This is a genomic window from Escherichia sp. MOD1-EC6819, assembly GCF_002965765.1.
Lineage (GTDB): Bacteria > Pseudomonadota > Gammaproteobacteria > Enterobacterales > Enterobacteriaceae > Escherichia > Escherichia ruysiae.
Window position 1 is genome coordinate 252,791 of sequence record NZ_PTRG01000008.1, and the last position, 19,240, is coordinate 272,030.

The following is a 19,240-nucleotide window of genomic DNA, read 5'->3' on the forward strand; positions in this document are numbered from 1 at the left end:
TCAGCGGGATATTGTAGGCCTGATAAGACGCGTGAGCGTCGCATCAGGCAAGGCAAACAGTGAGGAATCTATGTCCAGACTCGATCTAAACGTCCTGAATGACCTGCCAAAGGTAGACAGCATTTTGGCACTGGCAGAAATTAATGCCCAACTGGAAAAACTGGACGCTGAAAGCCGCGTTGCCTGGGCGCTGGAAAATCTGCCCGGTGAATATGTGCTCTCTTCCAGCTTCGGTATTCAGGCGGCGGTTAGCCTGCATCTGGTGAACCTGATTCGCCCGGATATTCCGGTGATCCTCACCGATACCGGTTATCTGTTCCCGGAAACCTACCGCTTTATTGACGAGTTAACGGACAAACTCAAACTAAATCTGAAGGTCTACAGGGCAAAAGAAAGCGCCGCCTGGCAGGAAGCGCGCTACGGTAAACTGTGGGAGCAAGGTGTTGAAGGCATTGAAAAGTACAATGACATCAACAAAGTCGAACCCATGAACCGGGCGCTGAAAGAACTTAACGCGCAAACCTGGTTTGCTGGCCTGCGCCGCGAACAATCCGGCAGTCGCGCCAATTTACCGGTGCTGGCTATCCAGCGTGGTGTATTTAAAGTCCTGCCGATTATCGACTGGGATAACCGAACTATTTATCAGTACCTGCAAAAACACGGCCTTAAATATCACCCATTGTGGGATGAAGGATATTTATCGGTCGGTGATACTCATACAACCCGTAAATGGGAACCCGGCATGGCGGAAGAAGAAACGCGTTTCTTTGGCTTAAAAAGGGAATGTGGGTTACACGAAGGGTAAATATTGCCGGATAAATTAAACGCCTCTGTCAGAAATGATGGGGGCGTTTTTATTTTGCGAGCAGCATTCCGGCATTTAAAGGTGAACATCGCAGGGAAAATCAACAGGTATAGAATGGTGTTGGGTGCTTGAGGCTGTCTGGCGTTAAGCATTCGCGAGGTTCCAGATGGACAAAAGCCCCAGGCGATATTTCTATCAACCTGAGGCCAGCGTTCGAACCTAAGCAATTCGGATGTTAGTCTCTTCTTTGCAGGGAGGCAAGACATGCTGACAAAATATGCCCTTGTGGCAATCATAGTGCTGTGTTTTACAGCATTGGGATTCACGCTGATGGTAGGCGACTCGTTGTGTGAGTTGAGTATCAGAGAACGTGGTATGGAGTTTAAGGCAGTTCTCGCTTACGAATCGAAGAAGTAGCCACCACGCGGGGGTAAAACCCCGCGTATTGGATTGTGATGGTTTGGTCTCCTGCACCCTTTTTTTACTCTGTTTCAGGTGGCGTTGATTTCCTGCAGGCACGGGAATAATCAATTAAAACCCATCAAGACGCCTTCGCCAGCTCTTTCACTAGCGGTAGCATTATCCGCATTACATCACGGCAGCGGCGTTCTATTCTTCCAGGAAGTGCCTTATCAATATGCTGTTGATTATCCAGTCTTACATCATGCCAGCTAGTTCCCTCAGGGAATGCGGCTGTTTTTGCGCGTTGCTGATAACCATCTTTATTTCCCAGATTCCAGTTTGTTGCTTCTACCGAAAGTACGGCAATACCGGCTTTGTCGAAAACCTCGGCGTCATTACAACACCCAGTGCCTTTCGGATAATTTTTATTCAAACCCGGATTGGTCGTCGCGGCTATTCCGTGACTGCGCGCAATTGCCAGTGCCCTGTCGCGCGTTAATTTCCTTACTGCTTCAGGGGTTTTTACACCGCTGTTGAAATACAATTTATCGCCAACAATTAAGTTATCGAGATTAATCACCAGCAGCGTATTTTTCTTTTCGGTGTCACTCATCCGCTTGAGTAAATTCTCAGCGCCTAATTTCCCTTCCTCTTCGCCACTGGTCGCCACAAATCGAATACCATACTCGGTAGGCGTATTTTTCAGGCGTTCTGCCAGTTCCAGCATGACACCTAAACCTGCGGCGTTATCATCCATTCCTTGTAACGTCAGCCCGCCGAGATTGGCATCGGCGTCAGCATCGCTCTGCGGGGCGTAGGTATCCAGATGCGCCATAATAATGATCTGCTGCGGCGCTTTGCCTTCATGAGCGGCAATCACCGTACTTCCCGTCACGTTATGCCAGTTTTTGCGATTATCGCGGGCGGTATAAATATATCGGCTATTAAATGTCCGAATATCACTGCGATAACCCATTTGCTGAAACTGTTGCTGAATATAATCGGCAGATAACATTTCTGCGGGGGTTCCGGTCATGCGTCCCGGAAAGAAAGTGGCAATATGTCGTGCCTGGGTATTAGCAAAATCGCCAAGTTTAGGTGACGAGGCGTGTACGGGGAGAATAAAGCATACGCCGAGCGCCAGGGCAGCGGTACGGTGGCGCAATGCGGAAAACATAGTGAGTCCTTAAATACCATGCAAATTTTTTTACCGCCATAGTATGAAACTGCCGCTGCGCTAAAACAATTTCAAATCTTCCTAAATGCCCGAAATCCGGAGCCTTAAGCACTTTTTGATATTAGCTTTGCCAAATCGTTATTCCGTTAAGGAACTACTCATTCTAATTGGTAATTTCATTCGTTCTCTTACGCTCCCTATAGTCGAAACATCTGATGGCAAGAAAATAGCGGTATTGCAAAGGAACGGTTATGGATCAAAAACGACTTACTCACCTGCGGCAACTGGAGGCGGAAAGTATCCACATTATTCGCGAGGTGGCGGCAGAATTTTCAAATCCGGTGATGCTCTACTCTATCGGTAAAGATTCCAGCGTCATGCTGCATCTGGCGCGCAAGGCGTTTTATCCAGGTACGCTGCCTTTCCCATTGCTGCATGTTGATACTGGCTGGAAATTCCGCGAGATGTATGAGTTCCGCGATCGCACAGCTAAAGCCTATGGCTGCGAACTGTTGGTACATAAAAATCCAGAAGGCGTGGCGATGGGGATTAATCCATTCGTGCACGGCAGCGCCAAACATACCGACATCATGAAAACTGAAGGCCTGAAACAGGCGCTGAACAAATACGGTTTTGATGCCGCCTTTGGTGGTGCACGCCGTGACGAAGAAAAATCCCGTGCTAAAGAGCGTATCTACTCTTTCCGTGACCGCTTTCATCGCTGGGATCCGAAAAATCAGCGTCCGGAGCTGTGGCATAACTACAACGGACAAATTAACAAAGGTGAAAGTATCCGCGTCTTTCCGCTCTCTAACTGGACTGAGCAGGATATCTGGCAATACATCTGGCTGGAAAATATCGACATTGTTCCGCTGTATCTCGCTGCTGAGCGTCCGGTTCTGGAACGTGACGGTATGTTGATGATGATTGATGACAACCGTATCGACCTGCAACCCGGCGAAGTGATTAAAAAACGGATGGTGCGTTTCCGCACTCTGGGCTGCTGGCCGCTGACCGGTGCGGTGGAGTCAAATGCGCAAACACTGCCGGAGATCATCGAAGAAATGCTGGTTTCCACCACCAGTGAACGTCAGGGCCGCGTGATTGACCGCGACCAGGCAGGATCTATGGAGCTGAAAAAACGTCAGGGGTATTTTTAAGATGAACACCGCACTTGCACAACAAATCGCCAATGAAGGCGGCGTCGAAGCCTGGATGATCGCGCAACAACATAAAAGCCTGCTGCGTTTTCTGACCTGTGGCAGCGTTGATGACGGCAAAAGTACCCTGATTGGTCGTTTGCTGCACGATACCCGCCAAATCTACGAAGATCAGCTCTCATCGCTGCATAACGACAGTAAACGTCACGGCACTCAGGGCGAAAAACTGGATCTGGCATTGCTGGTGGATGGTCTGCAAGCCGAGCGCGAACAGGGCATCACTATCGATGTGGCATATCGCTATTTCTCCACCGAGAAGCGTAAATTTATTATCGCCGACACCCCAGGGCACGAGCAGTACACCCGCAATATGGCGACCGGCGCATCGACATGTGAGCTGGCGATCTTGCTGATCGACGCCCGAAAAGGCGTGCTCGATCAAACCCGTCGCCACAGTTTTATCTCCACGCTGTTGGGGATCAAACATCTGGTCGTGGCGATCAACAAAATGGATCTGGTGGATTACAGCGAAGAGACGTTCACCCGCATTCGTGAAGACTACCTGACTTTTGCGGAACAATTACCGGGCAATCTGGATATCCGCTTTGTGCCACTCTCCGCGCTGGAAGGCGATAACGTGGCTTCGCAAAGTGAAAGTATGCCGTGGTACAGCGGTTCGACATTGCTCGAAATGCTCGAAACCGTAGAGATCCAGCGAGTGGTGGATGCCCAGCCAATGCGCTTCCCGGTGCAGTACGTTAACCGCCCGAATCTTGATTTTCGTGGCTACGCCGGAACGCTGGCATCCGGTCGTGTGGAAGTCGGGCAACGAGTCAAAGTGTTGCCTTCGGGAGTGGAGTCAAACATTGCGCGGATCGTCACTTTTGATGGCGATCGCGAAGAAGCCTTTGCCGGAGAGGCGATCACTCTGGTGCTGACGGATGAGATCGACATCAGCCGTGGCGATCTGCTGCTGGCGGCAGACGAAGCATTACCGGCAGTGCAGAGCGCGTCGGTGGATGTGGTATGGATGGCGGAACAGCCGCTTTCCCCAGGGCAGAGTTACGACATCAAAATTGCCGGTAAGAAGACGCGTGCTCGTGTTGATGGCATTCGCTATCAGGTTGATATTAATAACCTTAACCAACATGAAGTTGAAAATTTACCGCTCAATGGCATTGGTCAGGTTGATCTCACCTTTGACGAGCCGTTGGTGTTAGATCGCTATCAGCAAAACCCTGTTACCGGTGGGCTGATTTTTATCGATCGCCTGAGCAACGTGACTGTTGGTGCCGGTATGGTGCATGAGCCGAAAAACGAGGCCGCCGTTGCGCCGTCGGAATTTAGCGCGTTCGAGCTGGAACTGAATGCGTTAGTGCGCCGCCATTTCCCTCACTGGAGCGCGCGCGATTTGCTGGGAGATAAATAATGGCGCTGCATGACGAAAACGTCGTCTGGCATAGCCATCCGGTCACTGTGCAACAACGCGAGCAACACCACGGTCATCGTGGTGTTGTGCTGTGGTTCACCGGTCTCTCTGGTTCCGGTAAATCAACGGTCGCGGGGGCACTGGAGGAGGCGTTACATAAACTTGGTGTCAGTACGTATTTGCTGGACGGCGACAACGTTCGCCACGGTTTATGCAGCGATCTCGGTTTTAGCGATGCCGATCGTAAAGAAAATATCCGCCGCGTCGGTGAAGTGGCGAATTTAATGGTTGAAGCCGGACTGGTGGTGTTGACTGCGTTTATTTCACCACACCGCGCCGAACGCCAGATGGTTCGTGAACGTGTAGGAGAAGGGCGATTTATCGAAGTGTTTGTCGATACGCCGCTGGCGATTTGCGAAGCTCGCGATCCAAAAGGCTTATATAAGAAAGCGCGTGCCGGTGAACTGCGCAACTTTACCGGAATTGATTCGGTTTACGAAGCGCCTGAATCGGCAGAAATTCATCTCAATGGTGAACAATTAGTAACAAATTTGGTTCAGCAATTATTAGATCTACTGAGACAGAACGATATTATCAGATCCTGAGACACCACCGGGTTTCCATGCCCGGTTCGTCAAAGTAACAGGATCAGATATGCGTAATAGCCATAACATTACACTAACAAATAGCGAAAGCCTTACTGAGGATGAAGAAACCACATGGTCGCTGCCAGGCGCCGTGGTCGGTTTTGTCTCCTGGCTGTGTGCGCTGGCGATACCGATGTTGATTTATGGCTCTAACACGCTGTTCTTTTTTATCTATACCTGGCCTTTCTTTCTGGCGCTGATGCCCGTCGCGGTGGTGGTGGGTATTGCGCTGCATTCATTGATGGACGGAAAGCTACGCTACAGTATTGTTTTTACCCTGGTGACTGTAGGTATTATGTTTGGTGCACTGTTTATGTGGTTGTTGGGCTAATTTGTTCTTTCCCGTCTACTCTGTTCATAATTCAAACCGTAACCAATAATGAGATTATGTTCCGCACGCCCTGGGTATACGTAACAATGGACAAATGTGGTACATTTGCCCGCGTTGTCGCGGTATCCCCAACAGAGGATGTAGAGTCGTCTTCGGATGTATGGGATGAAGATGCCGTTTTTCAGGGGGCAGGATGGGTAAACTAACGCTGCTGTTGCTGGCTATTCTGGTCTGGCTACAGTATTCGCTGTGGTTCGGTAAGAACGGTATACATGACTATACCCGCGTCAATAATGATGTGGCGGCACAGCAAGCTACAAACGCGAAACTTAAAGCGCGAAACGATCAGCTTTTTGCCGAAATTGACGATCTCAATGGCGGTCAGGAGGCGCTCGAAGAACGAGCGCGTAATGAACTCAGCATGACCAGGCCGGGCGAAACTTTCTATCGTCTGGTGCCTGACGCGTCGAAACGCGCACAGTCTGCGGGGCAAAACAATCGATAAATCAGCCCAGGAATTAACATGGCAACCACTCATTTGGATGTTTGCGCCGTGGTTCCGGCGGCCGGATTTGGCCGCCGAATGCAAACGGAATGTCCTAAGCAATATCTCTCAATCGGTAATCAAACCATTCTTGAACACTCGGTACATGCGCTGCTGGCGCATCCCCGTGTGTCGCGTGTCGTCATTGCTATAAGCCCTGGCGATAGTCGTTTTGCACAACTTCCTCTGGCAAATCATCCGCAGATCACCGTTGTTGACGGTGGTGAAGAGCGTGCTAATTCCGTGCTGGCAGGTCTGAAAGCCGCTGGCGACGCGCAGTGGGTGTTGGTGCATGACGCCGCTCGCCCTTGCCTGCATCAGGATGACCTTGCGCGTCTGTTGGCGTTGAGCGAAACCAGCCGCACGGGGGGCATTCTCGCTGCGCCGGTGCGTGATACCATGAAACGTGCCGAACCGGGCAAAAATGCCATTGCTCATACTGTTGATCGCAACGGCCTATGGCACGCGTTGACGCCGCAATTTTTCCCTCGTGAGCTGTTATATGACTGCCTGACGCGTGCATTAAATGAAGGCGCTACCATTACCGATGAAGCCTCGGCGCTGGAATACTGCGGTTTTCATCCGCAGCTGGTCGAAGGCCGTGCGGATAACATTAAAGTCACGCGCCCGGAAGATTTGGCGCTTGCCGAATTTTACCTCACCCGAACCATCCATCAGGAGAATACATAATGCGAATTGGACACGGATTTGACGTACACGCCTTTGGCGGCGAAGGCCCAATTATCATTGGTGGTGTGCGCATCCCTTACGAAAAAGGGCTGCTGGCGCATTCTGATGGCGACGTGGCACTCCATGCGTTGACCGATGCATTGCTTGGTGCAGCGGCGCTGGGGGATATCGGCAAACTGTTTCCGGATACCGATCCGGCATTTAAAGGAGCAGACAGCCGCGAGCTGCTGCGTGAAGCCTGGCGACGCATTCAGGCGAAGGGGTATACCCTCGGCAACGTCGATGTCACTATCATCGCTCAGGCACCGAAAATGCTGCCGCACATCCCACAAATGCGCGTGTTTATTGCCGAAGATCTCGGCTGCCATATGGATGATGTTAACGTGAAAGCCACTACTACGGAAAAACTCGGATTTACCGGCCGTGGGGAAGGGATTGCCTGTGAAGCGGTGGCGCTACTCATTAAGGCAACAAAATGATTGAGTTTGATAATCTCACTTACCTCCACGGTAAACCGCAAGGCACCGGGCTGCTGAAAGCCAACCCGGAAGATTTTGTGGTGGTGGAAGATTTAGGCTTTGAGCCTGATGGTGAAGGTGAGCATATTCTGGTGCGCATTCTTAAAAACGGCTGCAATACCCGTTTTGTGGCTGACGCGCTGGCGAAATTCCTGAAAATTCATGCGCGTGAAGTCAGCTTCGCCGGGCAGAAAGACAAACATGCAGTGACGGAACAGTGGTTATGCGCTCGCGTTCCGGGCAAAGAGATGCCCGATCTGAGCGCGTTTCAACTGGAAGGTTGTCAGGTGCTGGAGTATGCGCGCCACAAGCGTAAACTGCGTTTAGGGGCACTGAAAGGCAACGCCTTTACCCTGGTACTACGCGAAGTGAGCAATCGCGATGACGTTGAACAACGTCTGATCGATATTTGCGTAAAAGGTGTACCGAACTACTTTGGCGCGCAGCGTTTCGGTATTGGCGGTAGTAACTTGCAGGGCGCGCTGCGCTGGGCGCAAACCAATACTCCGGTACGCGATCGCAATAAACGCAGTTTTTGGTTGTCGGCAGCACGTAGTGCGTTGTTTAATCAGATTGTTGCTGAGCGCCTCAAAAAAGCAGAAGTTAATCAAGTTGTTGACGGCGATGCGCTACAATTAGCCGGGCGCGGCAGTTGGTTTGTTGCAACTCACGAAGAACTGGCGGAATTACAGCGTCGCGTCAACGATAAAGAGCTGATGATTACCGCAGCTTTGCCCGGTAGCGGCGAGTGGGGAACCCAACGTGAGGCTCTGGCATTCGAACAAGCGGCGATAGCCGACGAAACTGAATTACAAGCTTTGCTGCTGCGCGAAAAAGTTGAAGCCGCGCGCAGAGCGATGCTGTTATATCCGCAACAATTAAGCTGGAACTGGTGGGATGACGTCACCGTAGAAATCCGTTTCTGGCTTCCGGCGGGAAGTTTTGCGACCAGCGTTGTCAGGGAACTTATCAACACAACAGGTGATTATGCGCATATTGCTGAGTAATGATGACGGGGTACATGCACCCGGTATACAAACGCTGGCGAAAGCCTTGCGTGAGTTTGCTGATGTTCAGGTGGTTGCCCCCGATCGTAACCGCAGCGGCGCTTCAAATTCCCTGACGCTGGAATCCTCCCTGCGCACGTTTACCTTTGAAAATGGTGATATCGCTGTGCAAATGGGAACCCCGACCGACTGCGTCTATCTTGGCGTGAACGCACTAATGCGTCCACGTCCGGATATTGTGGTTTCGGGCATTAACGCCGGCCCCAATCTGGGGGATGATGTTATCTATTCCGGTACGGTAGCCGCCGCGATGGAAGGCCGTCATTTAGGTTTTCCGGCGCTGGCTGTCTCGCTTGATGGACATAAACATTATGACACTGCTGCGGCGGTAACGTGTTCCATTTTGCGCGCACTGTGTAAAGAGCCGCTGCGCACCGGGCGTATTCTTAATATTAATGTTCCGGATTTACCCTTGGATCAAATCAAAGGTATTCGCGTGACGCGCTGCGGTACACGACATCCGGCAGATCAGGTGATCCCGCAGCAAGATCCGCGCGGCAATACGCTGTACTGGATTGGCCCGCCGGGCGGTAAATGTGATGCCGGTCCGGGGACCGATTTTGCTGCGGTAGATGAGGGCTATGTCTCCATCACGCCGCTGCATGTGGATTTAACTGCGCATAGCGCGCAAGATGTGGTTTCAGACTGGTTAAACAGCGTGGGAGTTGGCACGCAATGGTAAGCAGACGCGTACAAGCACTTCTGGATCAATTACGTGCGCAAGGTATTCAGGATGAGCAGGTGCTGAATGCACTCGCCGCCGTGCCGCGTGAAAAATTCATTGATGAAGCGTTTGAACAAAAGGCCTGGGATAATATCGCGTTGCCGATAGGTCAGGGGCAGACAATTTCGCAGCCATATATGGTGGCGCGAATGACCGAATTACTTGAACTGACGCCGCAGTCGCGGGTGCTGGAAATCGGCACTGGTTCGGGATATCAAACGGCAATCCTGGCGCATCTTGTCCAGCATGTATGTTCGGTCGAACGGATTAAAGGCTTGCAGTGGCAGGCGCGTCGTCGCCTGAAAAATCTTGATTTACATAATGTTTCAACCCGTCACGGCGATGGATGGCAAGGTTGGCAAGCACGTGCGCCGTTTGACGCTATCATTGTAACGGCGGCACCGCCCGAAATTCCTACTGCGCTAATGACGCAACTGGATGAAGGCGGGATTCTCGTCTTGCCGGTCGGGGAAGAGCACCAGTATTTGAAACGGGTGCGTCGTCGTGGGGGCGAATTTATTATCGATACCGTAGAGGCCGTGCGCTTTGTCCCCTTAGTGAAGGGGGAGCTGGCTTGAATTGCGAGGAAATACCTGGAATTTTCCTGGTTATTTTGCAGCAAGTCAGCGTATCGTGAACATCTTTTCCAGTGTTCAGTAGGGTGCCTTGCACGGTAATTATGTCACTGGTTATTAATCAATTTTTCCTGGGGGATAAATGAGCGCGGGAAGCCCAAAATTCACCGTTCGCCGTATTGCGGCTTTGTCACTGGTTTCGCTATGGCTGGCTGGCTGTTCTGACACATCGAATCCACCGGCACCGGTCAGTTCCGTTAATGGTAATGCGCCTGCAAATACCAATTCAGGTATGTTGATTACGCCACCGCCGAAAATGGGAACGACATCTACAGCGCAGCAACCGCAAATTCAGCCGGTACAGCAGCCACAAATTCAGTCTACACAACAACCACAAATCCAACCGGTACAGCCTGTCGCTCAGCAACCGGTGCAAATGGAAAATGGGCGTATCGTCTACAACCGCCAGTACGGGAATATTCCGAAAGGCAGTTATAGCGGCAGTACCTATACCGTGAAAAAAGGCGACACACTTTTCTATATCGCCTGGATCACCGGCAACGATTTCCGTGACCTCGCTCAGCGCAATAATATTCAGGCACCATACGCGTTGAACGTCGGTCAGACCTTGCAGGTTGGCAACGCCTCCGGTACGCCGATTACTGGCGGAAATGCCATTACCCAGGCGGATGCAGCAGAGCAAGGAGTTGTGATCAAGCCTGCACAAAATTCCACCGTTGCTGTTGCGTCGCAACCGACAATTACGTATTCTGAGTCTTCGGGTGAACAGAGTGCTAACAAAATGTTGCCGAACAACAAGCCAACTGCGACCACGGTCACAGCGCCTGTAACGGTGCCAACAGCAAGCACAACCGAGCCGACTGTCAGCAGTACATCAACCAGCACGCCTATCTCCACCTGGCGCTGGCCAACTGAGGGCAAAGTGATTGAAACCTTTGGCGCTTCTGAGGGGGGCAATAAGGGGATTGATATCGCAGGTAGCAAAGGACAGGCAATTACCGCGACCGCAGATGGCCGCGTTGTTTATGCCGGTAATGCGCTGCGCGGTTACGGTAATCTGATTATCATCAAACATAATGATGATTACCTGAGTGCCTACGCCCATAACGACACAATGCTGGTCCGGGAACAACAAGAAGTGAAGGCGGGGCAAAAAATAGCAACCATGGGTAGCACCGGAACCAGTTCAACACGCTTGCATTTTGAAATTCGTTACAAGGGGAAATCCGTAAACCCGCTGCGTTATTTGCCGCAGCGATAATTCGGCGGAACCAGGCTGTTGCTTGAGCGTTCCGTCAAGGGATCACGGGTAGGAGCCACCTTATGAGTCAGAATACGCTGAAAGTTCATGATTTAAATGAAGATGCGGAATTTGATGAGAACGGAGTTGAGGTTTTTGACGAAAAGGCCTTAGTAGAAGAGGAACCCAGTGATAACGATTTGGCCGAAGAGGAACTGTTATCGCAGGGTGCCACACAGCGTGTGTTGGACGCGACTCAGCTTTACCTTGGTGAGATTGGTTATTCGCCACTGTTAACGGCCGAAGAAGAAGTTTATTTTGCGCGTCGCGCACTGCGTGGAGATGTTGCCTCCCGCCGCCGGATGATTGAGAGTAACTTACGTCTGGTGGTAAAAATTGCCCGCCGTTATGGCAATCGTGGTCTGGCTTTGCTGGATCTTATCGAAGAGGGCAACCTGGGGCTTATCCGCGCGGTTGAGAAGTTTGACCCGGAACGCGGTTTCCGCTTCTCAACATACGCAACCTGGTGGATTCGCCAGACGATCGAACGGGCGATTATGAACCAAACCCGTACTATTCGTTTGCCGATTCACATCGTAAAGGAGCTGAACGTTTACCTGCGAACCGCACGTGAGTTGTCCCATAAACTGGACCACGAACCGAGTGCGGAAGAGATCGCAGAGCAACTGGATAAGCCAGTTGATGACGTCAGCCGTATGCTTCGTCTTAACGAGCGCATTACCTCGGTAGACACCCCTCTGGGCGGTGATTCCGAAAAAGCGTTGCTGGACATTCTGGCCGATGAAAAAGAGAACGGTCCGGAAGACACCACGCAAGATGACGATATGAAGCAGAGCATCGTCAAATGGCTGTTCGAGCTGAACGCCAAACAGCGTGAAGTGCTGGCACGTCGATTCGGTTTGCTGGGGTACGAAGCGGCAACACTGGAAGATGTAGGTCGTGAAATTGGCCTCACTCGTGAACGTGTTCGCCAGATTCAGGTTGAAGGCCTGCGCCGTCTGCGTGAGATTTTGCAGACTCAGGGGCTGAATATCGAGGCGCTGTTCCGCGAATAAGCAAGCATCTGTCAGAAAGGCCAGTCTCAAGTGAGGCTGGCCTTTTTCTTTTGTATGACTTGTCCTGAATAGCGTTGATGGTGACGCCAGCTCCTGACAGTAAACTGGTGTGCGAAACCCGATGTCTTTATGAAGAAATTCATGACCGATATTGGCAATAGCGGATCTGAACCAGAGATGATCCTTATCCTGACTGGATTAATTATTTAATTTTATAAAACGATAACCGTCCGCTTTTCGGCGATCCGGTATCAATATAAATCTGGTTAGCGAATGTCTGAATGTTATCAAACATCATATGTCCAAATATAAAATAATCAGCACCGTTTATTTTTTGTAACTCGCCATTAAGCGACTTCTGCACGCGATCAACAGGCCAGAGTAATTCGCTTTCCGCGATTTCTTTGCCAAAGTGATATTCATTACCCGGATAATCTGCATGTGTGATGACATATTTTATAAAATCGTTACTCAATTCGATAATATGCGGGAGATGATGAAATCTCAGTAACAGATCTATTGCTTCTTTTTTCTCTGAATCATTTAAATCAAAGAACCAGTCACCGCCGCTGGCTAACCACATATTGCCATCACCAGTCGCGAATGCATCAAGCGCCATCGCTTCATGGTTACCTTTAACCGACGTAAACCAAGGTTGATTTAACAGGCGTAGCACATTAAGACTCTCCGACCCACGATCAATATTATCGCCTGTGGAAATAAGTAAGTCTGTTTCGTGACAAAAAGATAATTCATGCAAACGGGATTGTAATAATTGATAGTCACCATGAATATCACCAACAACCCATATATGGCGGTAGTGATGAGCATCAATTTTTTGATAGCGTGTTGATGGCATGATTTTACCCTGTAAAATAATCTCTACTATTATACAGGGTATTTTTATTAGATTCGTCAGTTGTCGTTAATATTCCCGATAGTAAAAGGCTATCGGGAATTATTTTTACACCAGACTCTTCAACCGATAAATCCACTCCAGCGCCTGACGCGGAGTCAGAGAATCTGGATCGAGATTTTCCAGTGCTTCGACCGCTGGCGAGGTTTCTTCCGGCACAGAAAGTAGTGACATTTGCGTACCATCTACCTGTGTAGCGGCAGCATTCGGCGAAATGCTTTCCAGCTCACGCAGTTTCTGTCGCGCACGTTTGATCACCTCTTTCGGTACACCTGCCAGCGCAGCAACCGCCAGACCGTAGCTCTTACTCGCCGCGCCGTCCTGTACGCTGTGCATAAAGGCGATAGTGTCTCCGTGCTCCAGCGCATCGAGATGCACGTTGGCGACGCCTTCCATTTTCTCCGGCAGTTGAGTCAGCTCGAAGTAATGGGTAGCAAACAGCGTCAACGCTTTAATTTTATTCGCCAGATTTTCGGCACATGCCCACGCCAGCGACAGGCCATCGTAAGTCGACGTTCCGCGCCCAATCTCATCCATCAATACCAGACTATACTCGGTGGCGTTATGCAGAATATTAGCGGTTTCGGTCATCTCCACCATAAAGGTTGAACGTCCGGAAGCCAGATCATCCGCTGCGCCAACACGGGTGAAGATGCGATCGATCGGTCCAATCTCGACTTTTTGTGCCGGTACGTAACTGCCAATATACGCCATCAGCGCAATCAACGCGGTCTGGCGCATATAGGTACTTTTACCGCCCATGTTCGGACCGGTGATGATCAACATGCGACGCTGAGGCGACAGATTCAGCGGGTTAGCGATAAACGGCTCATTCAGCACCTGTTCAACCACCGGATGGCGACCTTCGGTAATACGAATGCCGGGTTTATCAATAAAGGTCGGGCAGGTGTAGTTCAGGGTATATGCGCGTTCCGCCAGATTTACCAGTACGTCCAGTTCTGCCAGCGCGCTCGCACTCTGTTGTAACGCTTCCAGATGCGGCAACAGCAGGTCGAACAGCTCCTCATAAAGCTGTTTTTCCAGCGCCAGTGCTTTGCCTTTTGAAGTCAGTACCTTGTCTTCGTACTCTTTCAGCTCCGGAATAATGTAACGTTCGGCGTTTTTCAGCGTCTGGCGGCGCATATAGTTGATTGGCGCCAGATGGCTTTGCCCACGGCTGATTTGAATGTAGTAGCCGTGCACCGCATTAAAGCCGACTTTCAGTGTGTCCAGACCGGTACGTTCACGCTCGCGGATTTCCAGACGCTCCAGATAATCGGTCGCACCGTCAGCCAGCGCACGCCACTCATCCAGTTCTTCGTTATAGCCTGGAGCGATGACGCCACCGTCGCGTACCAGCACTGGCGGTGTCTCGATAATTGCCCGCTCCAGCAGGTCACGCAGCTCGGCAAACTCACCCATTTTTTCACGCAGCGCCTGTACTGGTGCGCTATCGATATTTTCTAACAGTGCGCGCAGTTCCGGCAGTTGCTGGAAGGCATGACGCATACGAGCCAGATCGCGCGGGCGAGCAGTGCGTAACGCCAGGCGCGCCAGAATACGCTCCAGATCGCCGACCTGCCGTAGTACCGGCTGTAACTCGGCGGTGAAATCCTGCAATGCGCCAATAGTTTGCTGACGCTCAAGCAACACACGGGTGTCGCGCACCGGCATATGCAGCCAGCGTTTCAGCATACGGCTACCCATCGGCGTGACGGTGCAATCGAGCACGGAAGCCAATGTATTTTCCGCACCGCCCGCCAGATTCTGGGTAATTTCCAGATTACGACGTGTCGCAGCATCCATAATGATGCTGTCCTGCTCACGTTCCATAGTGATAGAACGAATATGCGGCAGGGTCGTGCGTTGGGTATCTTTCGCATACTGTAACAGGCAACCGGCAGCACAAAGCCCGCGAGGCGCGTTCTCGACGCCAAAACCGACCAGATCGCGGGTGCCAAATTGCAGGTTCAACTGCTGGCGCGCGGTGTCGATTTCAAACTCCCACAGCGGACGACGGCGCAGGCCGCGACGACCTTCAATCAGCGACATCTCGGCGAAATCTTCTGCATAAAGCAGTTCCGCCGGATTGGTGCGTTGCAGTTCTGCCGCCATCGTTTCGCGGTCAGCCGGTTCGCTCAGACGAAAACGGCCGGAGCTGATATCCAGCGTCGCGTAACCGAAACCTTTGCTGTCCTGCCAGATAGCCGCCAGCAGATTGTCCTGACGCTCCTGTAGCAGGGCTTCATCGCTGATCGTGCCCGGCGTGACGATACGGACAACTTTGCGCTCAACCGGCCCTTTGCTGGTAGCCGGATCGCCGATTTGTTCACAAATCGCAACCGACTCGCCTTGATTCACCAGTTTGGCGAGATAGTTTTCCACTGCATGGTAGGGAATACCCGCCATCGGGATCGGCTCGCCCGCAGATGCGCCGCGTTTAGTCAGTGAAATATCCAGCAGCTGCGACGCTCGTTTTGCGTCGTCATAAAATAGCTCGTAAAAGTCACCCATCCGGTAGAACAGCAGGATCTCAGGATGCTGGGCTTTCAGCTTGAGGTACTGCTGCATCATTGGCGTATGGTCTGAGAGATCCTTGTCGATAGACTCTTTCATATTGATTTTACTCATTTTTTAAGTCTTGCGGTTACCCATATGGCCCCATGTGAAACCGCTTTAAACCCATATAAATCGATAAATTTGTATACCAGAAGTATACCGGTTAGTATCGGGTATACACTCTGACTTGCTGGTATACATTTATGAAAATGACACTTACTCAGTCGATTATAATCAATAAGTTATCTATCGACGTGAAACCAGATCTCGACCAGCAAGGGCGAGTAGTCTACTTACCCAATCCTGAACGAAAGCCATATATTATCACTGACAACCACAGGGATTCACCCGTAGGTTTCGGTGTCAAAATCAGTGCCACTAAAAAAACCTATATCATTCAACGACGGGTGGCATCAGCAGACAAGCGACCCTCGACGGGTGGCAAGGCACCGAAACAGGTTATCAGATCTACGATTGGTAATGTTTCAGATTTTGCCAACATTGATCAGGCTCGCGATGCTGCTCGCAAATTCGTTGAAACTATGAAGTTGACCAGACGAAATCCGAATGCAGTAAAGCGAGAAGCAGAGGCTTCTGAGCTAACGATCAGTGAAGTTTTTGCGCAATACAGAAGTCATCTTATGGGCAGATCGAAACCGGCAAAGCCCAACACATTAAATGTGCTGAATAAAGCCGAAAACCGCCTGAAAGAGTGGGAAAATCTTAGAGTAAAAGATCTGACAGGCAACGAGATATTGCGCAAGTTTGATGAGATCGCTTCAAGAGCCAGAACTGCGGCAGAGCAGACTTTTCGCTGGGTGAATGTGGCGGTAAGACATGCGATTGAGATCGAAGCGGGAAATGCTCAGACACAACAACGACAACCGACACTAAGCTACAACCCTTTCTCAATTCTGACGATACAGAAAAAATTCAGAACCCGTTCACAGCTTGAAGAAAGCTATCGCGCAAAAGGTGTACGAAACCCACTGTCGCCAAAAGACACCTTGGGGCGATTTTTAACGGCATTGCACAACAAGAGAAGCTTCAACCGCCTGGGATGCGATTATCTTTTGCTGACTGTTCTGACAGGAGCCAGGAAAGAAGAAACAGCTTCATTGTGCTGGCGAGAAGCTCTGACAGAAGAAGAAGCCAGAACGACCAGCTATGTTGATCTTGAAAATAGGATAATTCGATTTTACGACACTAAAAACCGCAACGACCATGAACTTCCAATTTGTGATGCTACGAAGCGAATTCTTGAAGACCGAAGAGATTTAGTCAACGAGACTGAAAAGCGAGCAGATAAACGCAAATGGGTTTTTCCTGCCCGGTCGTCGCGAAGCAAAGTTGGGCACTATTCAGACAGCAAAAGCCTACGCGAGTATATCTGCCAGGAAGCCGGAATAGGGAAGTTGGGAATGCACGACCTGCGAAGAACCTTTGGTCGTGTTGCAGAAGGACTCACTTCATATAGTGTGGTGAAAATGTTGCTCAACCATCGCAATACAACTGATCCTACTGAACGGTATGCAATGCCTGATAATGACCGAATTTATGAGGCACTTCAAAGTATTGAGCTCCATATGCTTATGACTGCATCAGAGTTGTATAATACACTTCTGGCTTCGGCGAAATATCAACCATTGCCAACAAATTAGGGGAACAGGGAATGAGTGCAATCGATACTTTAAGGGAGTATGCCGAAGTATGGCGGCTATTTGGTAGTATGCCAGATGATGCAACCCTGAGTGCTGAGGTTTCGGCCCTTTATCTTGGTGTAAGTGTCAAAACATTGGCTCGTTATCGCCAGACTGGTAATGGCCCTGCTTATATCCAATACCAGGCAGAAGACAGCAAAGCAAGGAATCAACGAGTAAATTATCTATTAGGTGATTTAAGAACATGGCGTGATCGTCATAAGGTCAGCAGCACAATGGAGGCTGCACAGGTCCGTGGACTGGCTTTTACTTCGTTGGTTGACTTTATCGAACCGGAACCTTTCTGGACTATTGATAATAAAATTTATTCACATGTTCTTACTGTTTCTGACGAAATATTCAAGGAACTATTAAATACAAGCCGTGCAGAAGTTATCTGGATCTCTGTGGAAAAAGTTTTGTCTGAGGACTGGCATACTGCGAGAGAACGGCAGAGATGGAATGATTTGTTTGTTGGGGTTATGACAGGATTGGTAGATGCTTGTGTGGCTGAGCAGGAGAGGCATGTATTGTATGAAGAATTTTTGCAATCATAATTTAATTTCTATTTTTTTGTTATTTTGAATAAGTTTATTATTGGTTATGCTCAGTGTAATAATATTCAGTTAATTATGGATTACAAAGAGTAAATAATTTGAAAATTCAATATCGTAGCACATATATCTTTTAATCTTTTATCATTCCGGAGTTAACTATGAGTATTGACTCACGATTTGAAAAATTCATGCTTTCATTACCTTCAATAGAAAGCATAGATTCAATAGAATTGAGTGAGGAACTCAGAAAAGAGAAAAAGGCTGATTATTTGGGAATGGGAAGGAAGATCATTTTTGAACAAAAATGTATAACACAAGAGCAATCTCAAAAAATCGAACTTGAGTTAGAGCAATATGTCAATGACGAAAACTATCCTGTTTTCTATGGTGAAAGGGATTTCAATTTAGTCATAAAAGATCTTCCTAATAGTGAAGATATCAAAAACAGAGTATTTGTTCGAATTACAAAATTACTTGAGTCATATTTGAGTCAGGCATGTAAACAAATAGAATCATCTAAAAATATTTTTAATTTAGATGACTCAATTGGTGTTCTTATCATTTTGAATGAAAAAATAAAAATACTATCACCTGACTTAGTAGTTTATCGATTGCAACAAAGAATGAAAGAAAAAAAAGATGGAGAGTATAGATTTAACTCTATTGACTATATAATATTTATATCTGAAACACATGAGATAAACGGTAATCCAGTTGTGATTATTTTAGAAGGTTCTAATGCAGAAAAAAATCCTGCAGAAATCAATGAATACTTGAATTATATTTTACATGGTTGGGCTCAATTTAATGGCCGCAATACTATGAAAATTGGTGATGCCAGTGATTTATTCATAAATTTAGAGGAAAAAGAAGAGCCTCAATCAAATCGTTTAACTCGAACAGATGCCAGAAAACTATGGTATCGTAAAAATCGATATATGAAAGATTGGTCAGATGATAAAGTTTTTCAGCAGGCGGTTTATCATATGAATAAAATAAAGCCATTTATTTTAAAAGATGGGCCAAAACTACCCGTGGAACAGTTAGGTGAGTTAATGTTGTCATTTTGCGATTTTATTGAAGAGTCCAACATGCGTGGCTT

At 49.2% G+C, this 19,240-nt stretch carries 20 protein-coding genes; 17 read left to right on the top strand and 3 right to left on the bottom strand.

Annotation, left to right across the window (positions count from 1 at the left end):
• Window positions 1–70: 70 nt before the first annotated feature.
• Both cysH and A7Z06_RS13665 read left to right on the top strand, forming a co-directional pair.
• Window positions 71–805 carry a phosphoadenosine phosphosulfate reductase gene (gene cysH / locus A7Z06_RS13655; RefSeq protein ID WP_105279459.1) on the top strand — a complete coding sequence of 245 codons (735 nt, stop codon included), beginning with the start codon at window positions 71–73 and terminating at the stop codon, window positions 803–805.
• A gap of 264 nt (window positions 806–1,069) precedes the next feature.
• A complete protein-coding gene (locus A7Z06_RS13665; RefSeq protein ID WP_000956459.1) occupies window positions 1,070–1,222 on the top strand; it encodes a Hok/Gef family protein in 153 nt (50 codons plus the stop codon).
• Between the two features lie 124 nt (window positions 1,223–1,346).
• Here A7Z06_RS13665 and iap read toward each other — a convergent pair whose 3' ends face one another.
• Window positions 1,347–2,384, bottom strand: coding sequence for an alkaline phosphatase isozyme conversion aminopeptidase (gene iap / locus A7Z06_RS13670; RefSeq protein WP_000490392.1), 1,038 nt, complete (start codon window positions 2,382–2,384; stop codon window positions 1,347–1,349).
• 251 nt (window positions 2,385–2,635) lie between these two features.
• Between iap and cysD the strand changes: the two genes are divergently transcribed.
• The 12 genes from cysD to rpoS all read left to right on the top strand — a co-directional run bounded on the left by cysD (window position 2,636) and on the right by rpoS (window position 12,406).
• The gene (gene cysD, locus A7Z06_RS13675; protein WP_000372392.1) at window positions 2,636–3,544 is read left to right on the top strand and encodes a sulfate adenylyltransferase subunit CysD; all 909 of its coding nucleotides are present in this window, start codon (window positions 2,636–2,638) and stop codon (window positions 3,542–3,544) included.
• Between the two features lies 1 nt (window position 3,545).
• Complete coding sequence (gene cysN / locus A7Z06_RS13680) at window positions 3,546–4,973, top strand: sulfate adenylyltransferase subunit CysN (RefSeq protein ID WP_001090351.1); 1,428 nt, start codon at window positions 3,546–3,548, stop codon at window positions 4,971–4,973.
• Window positions 4,973–5,578 (top strand): adenylyl-sulfate kinase, encoded by a 606-nt coding sequence (cysC, locus tag A7Z06_RS13685; protein WP_001173681.1) that lies wholly within the window; start codon window positions 4,973–4,975, stop codon window positions 5,576–5,578. The genes cysN and cysC overlap by 1 nt, the downstream gene beginning before the upstream one ends.
• 49 nt (window positions 5,579–5,627) lie before the next feature.
• Window positions 5,628–5,951, top strand: a complete 324-nt coding sequence (locus A7Z06_RS13690; RefSeq protein ID WP_001246115.1) for a DUF3561 family protein — start codon at window positions 5,628–5,630, stop codon at window positions 5,949–5,951.
• Between the two features lie 193 nt (window positions 5,952–6,144).
• Complete coding sequence (ftsB, locus tag A7Z06_RS13695; protein WP_000517479.1) at window positions 6,145–6,456, top strand: cell division protein FtsB; 312 nt, start codon at window positions 6,145–6,147, stop codon at window positions 6,454–6,456.
• 18 nt (window positions 6,457–6,474) lie between these two features.
• Window positions 6,475–7,185: a 2-C-methyl-D-erythritol 4-phosphate cytidylyltransferase gene (gene ispD, locus A7Z06_RS13700; protein WP_085461083.1), complete on the top strand. Its 711-nt coding sequence runs from the start codon at window positions 6,475–6,477 to the stop codon at window positions 7,183–7,185.
• Complete coding sequence (ispF, locus tag A7Z06_RS13705; RefSeq protein ID WP_001219242.1) at window positions 7,185–7,664, top strand: 2-C-methyl-D-erythritol 2,4-cyclodiphosphate synthase; 480 nt, start codon at window positions 7,185–7,187, stop codon at window positions 7,662–7,664. Before ispD ends, ispF begins: the two co-directional genes overlap by 1 nt.
• Window positions 7,661–8,710 carry a tRNA pseudouridine(13) synthase TruD gene (truD, locus tag A7Z06_RS13710; protein WP_000568937.1) on the top strand — a complete coding sequence of 350 codons (1,050 nt, stop codon included), beginning with the start codon at window positions 7,661–7,663 and terminating at the stop codon, window positions 8,708–8,710. Before ispF ends, truD begins: the two co-directional genes overlap by 4 nt.
• Window positions 8,691–9,452, top strand: a complete 762-nt coding sequence (surE, locus tag A7Z06_RS13715) for a 5'/3'-nucleotidase SurE (protein ID WP_001295182.1) — start codon at window positions 8,691–8,693, stop codon at window positions 9,450–9,452. Before truD ends, surE begins: the two co-directional genes overlap by 20 nt.
• The gene (pcm, locus tag A7Z06_RS13720; RefSeq protein ID WP_000254703.1) at window positions 9,446–10,072 is read left to right on the top strand and encodes a protein-L-isoaspartate O-methyltransferase; all 627 of its coding nucleotides are present in this window, start codon (window positions 9,446–9,448) and stop codon (window positions 10,070–10,072) included. The genes surE and pcm overlap by 7 nt, the downstream gene beginning before the upstream one ends.
• Window positions 10,073–10,256: 184 nt before the next feature.
• Entirely contained in the window at window positions 10,257–11,351 is a 1,095-nt protein-coding gene (gene nlpD, locus A7Z06_RS13725; protein WP_333642520.1) for a murein hydrolase activator NlpD, read from the top strand.
• Between the two features lie 62 nt (window positions 11,352–11,413).
• On the top strand, window positions 11,414–12,406 hold the full coding sequence (gene rpoS / locus A7Z06_RS13730; protein WP_000081550.1) for an RNA polymerase sigma factor RpoS: 993 nt from the start codon (window positions 11,414–11,416) through the stop codon (window positions 12,404–12,406).
• A 202-nt stretch (window positions 12,407–12,608) separates the two neighbouring features.
• On the opposite strand, the gene pphB is transcribed toward rpoS, so the two are convergent.
• Window positions 12,609–13,265 (bottom strand): protein-serine/threonine phosphatase, encoded by a 657-nt coding sequence (gene pphB / locus A7Z06_RS13735; protein WP_001141279.1) that lies wholly within the window; start codon window positions 13,263–13,265, stop codon window positions 12,609–12,611.
• 105 nt (window positions 13,266–13,370) lie between these two features.
• Complete coding sequence (gene mutS / locus A7Z06_RS13740; protein WP_105279462.1) at window positions 13,371–15,938, bottom strand: DNA mismatch repair protein MutS; 2,568 nt, start codon at window positions 15,936–15,938, stop codon at window positions 13,371–13,373.
• A 146-nt stretch (window positions 15,939–16,084) separates the two neighbouring features.
• Here mutS and A7Z06_RS13745 point away from each other — a divergent pair, with 146 nt between their 5' ends.
• The 3 genes from A7Z06_RS13745 to A7Z06_RS13755 all read left to right on the top strand — a co-directional run.
• Window positions 16,085–17,542: a tyrosine-type recombinase/integrase gene (locus A7Z06_RS13745; RefSeq protein ID WP_000784516.1), complete on the top strand. Its 1,458-nt coding sequence runs from the start codon at window positions 16,085–16,087 to the stop codon at window positions 17,540–17,542.
• 11 nt (window positions 17,543–17,553) lie between these two features.
• Window positions 17,554–18,138 (top strand): hypothetical protein, encoded by a 585-nt coding sequence (locus A7Z06_RS13750; RefSeq protein WP_001272879.1) that lies wholly within the window; start codon window positions 17,554–17,556, stop codon window positions 18,136–18,138.
• 158 nt (window positions 18,139–18,296) lie between these two features.
• A partial coding sequence (locus A7Z06_RS13755; RefSeq protein ID WP_105279461.1) for a hypothetical protein occupies window positions 18,297–19,240 on the top strand: 944 nt, incomplete at its 3' end.

Bases quoted from the DNA above. Each gene is read 5' to 3' on its own strand.
- cysH (WP_105279459.1), top strand. From the start codon at position 71: ATGTCCAGACTCGATCTAAACGTCCTGAATGACCTGCCAAAGGTAGAC.
- A7Z06_RS13665 (WP_000956459.1), top strand. From the start codon at position 1,070: ATGCTGACAAAATATGCCCTTGTGGCAATCATAGTGCTGTGTTTTACA.
- iap (WP_000490392.1), bottom strand. From the start codon at position 2,384: ATGTTTTCCGCATTGCGCCACCGTACCGCTGCCCTGGCGCTCGGCGTA.
- cysD (WP_000372392.1), top strand. From the start codon at position 2,636: ATGGATCAAAAACGACTTACTCACCTGCGGCAACTGGAGGCGGAAAGT.
- cysN (WP_001090351.1), top strand. From the start codon at position 3,546: ATGAACACCGCACTTGCACAACAAATCGCCAATGAAGGCGGCGTCGAA.
- cysC (WP_001173681.1), top strand. From the start codon at position 4,973: ATGGCGCTGCATGACGAAAACGTCGTCTGGCATAGCCATCCGGTCACT.
- A7Z06_RS13690 (WP_001246115.1), top strand. From the start codon at position 5,628: ATGCGTAATAGCCATAACATTACACTAACAAATAGCGAAAGCCTTACT.
- ftsB (WP_000517479.1), top strand. From the start codon at position 6,145: ATGGGTAAACTAACGCTGCTGTTGCTGGCTATTCTGGTCTGGCTACAG.
- ispD (WP_085461083.1), top strand. From the start codon at position 6,475: ATGGCAACCACTCATTTGGATGTTTGCGCCGTGGTTCCGGCGGCCGGA.
- ispF (WP_001219242.1), top strand. From the start codon at position 7,185: ATGCGAATTGGACACGGATTTGACGTACACGCCTTTGGCGGCGAAGGC.
- truD (WP_000568937.1), top strand. From the start codon at position 7,661: ATGATTGAGTTTGATAATCTCACTTACCTCCACGGTAAACCGCAAGGC.
- surE (WP_001295182.1), top strand. From the start codon at position 8,691: ATGCGCATATTGCTGAGTAATGATGACGGGGTACATGCACCCGGTATA.
- pcm (WP_000254703.1), top strand. From the start codon at position 9,446: ATGGTAAGCAGACGCGTACAAGCACTTCTGGATCAATTACGTGCGCAA.
- rpoS (WP_000081550.1), top strand. From the start codon at position 11,414: ATGAGTCAGAATACGCTGAAAGTTCATGATTTAAATGAAGATGCGGAA.
- pphB (WP_001141279.1), bottom strand. From the start codon at position 13,265: ATGCCATCAACACGCTATCAAAAAATTGATGCTCATCACTACCGCCAT.
- mutS (WP_105279462.1), bottom strand. From the start codon at position 15,938: ATGAAAGAGTCTATCGACAAGGATCTCTCAGACCATACGCCAATGATG.
- A7Z06_RS13745 (WP_000784516.1), top strand. From the start codon at position 16,085: ATGAAAATGACACTTACTCAGTCGATTATAATCAATAAGTTATCTATC.
- A7Z06_RS13750 (WP_001272879.1), top strand. From the start codon at position 17,554: ATGAGTGCAATCGATACTTTAAGGGAGTATGCCGAAGTATGGCGGCTA.